Source organism: Oleiphilus sp. HI0079 (assembly GCF_001635105.1).
The window spans coordinates 1-929 of the sequence record NZ_LWFT01001433.1; the positions used below are offsets into that span (position 1 = coordinate 1).

General features: G+C 50.3%; 1 protein-coding gene. It reads left to right on the forward strand.

From position 1 onward, the window contains the following. Positions 1 to 929 (forward strand): diaminobutyrate--2-oxoglutarate transaminase (locus tag A3750_RS24615; RefSeq protein ID WP_068549039.1); only part of this gene is annotated, 929 nt, incomplete at both ends.

Here is a 929-nt window from a genome sequence, read left to right on the forward strand (position 1 = left end):
AGCCGCGATGAAGTTGGCGCGCAATGTAACCGGTCGAGAGAATATTATTTCCTTTACCAATGGCTTTCATGGCGTAAGCCTTGGTGCGCTTGCGGCGACGGGGAATCAACATCACCGCGGTGCGGCAGGTACGAGCCTTCCCGGTGTTACAAGAATGCCTTTTGATGGCTATCTAGGGGACGAGCTTGATACCACCTATTACCTCGACAAGGTGTTAAGTGATAGTTCCAGTGGTATCGACAAGCCTGCAGCCGTTTTGGTTGAAACTGTTCAAGGCGAGGGCGGCATTAATGCCGCCAGTGCAGAATGGTTGCGTAATCTTGAGAAGGTGTGCCGCGCGCATGATGTGTTGTTAATTGTGGACGACATTCAAGCGGGTTGTGGGCGTACTGGACGTTTCTTTAGTTTTGAAGAAGCTGGCATCAAGCCGGATATCGTTACCCTGTCGAAGTCTTTGAGTGGCTACGGCTTGCCGTTTGCCATTGTCTTACTTAAGCCGGAGTTAGACCAATGGAAGCCCGGTGAACATAACGGTACTTTCCGCGGCAACAATCTGGCATTCGTGACGGCAAAAGCTGCGCTCGAGCATTATTGGTCTGACCGCAAGTTTGAACTTGAGGTGCAAACCAAGGGTCAGATTATCTCTCAACGCCTGAATGCGATTGCTCGTCAATACGGAGAAGGAAATTTTTACGTGAGCGGTCGAGGCATGATGCAGGGTTTGAACTGTATTGATGGCGAGCTAGCGAACAAAATTACCCAAGAGTGCTTCAAGCAAGGCTTGATCATCGAAACCAGTGGTGCTGATGGGCAAGTGATCAAAACGCTCTGCCCGCTCGTGATTACAGAAGAAAATCTCATTAAAGGCTTGGACATTATCGAAGCCGCCGTGAAGCGCATTTGTGCTAGCCACGACGAAATGCCTGAGG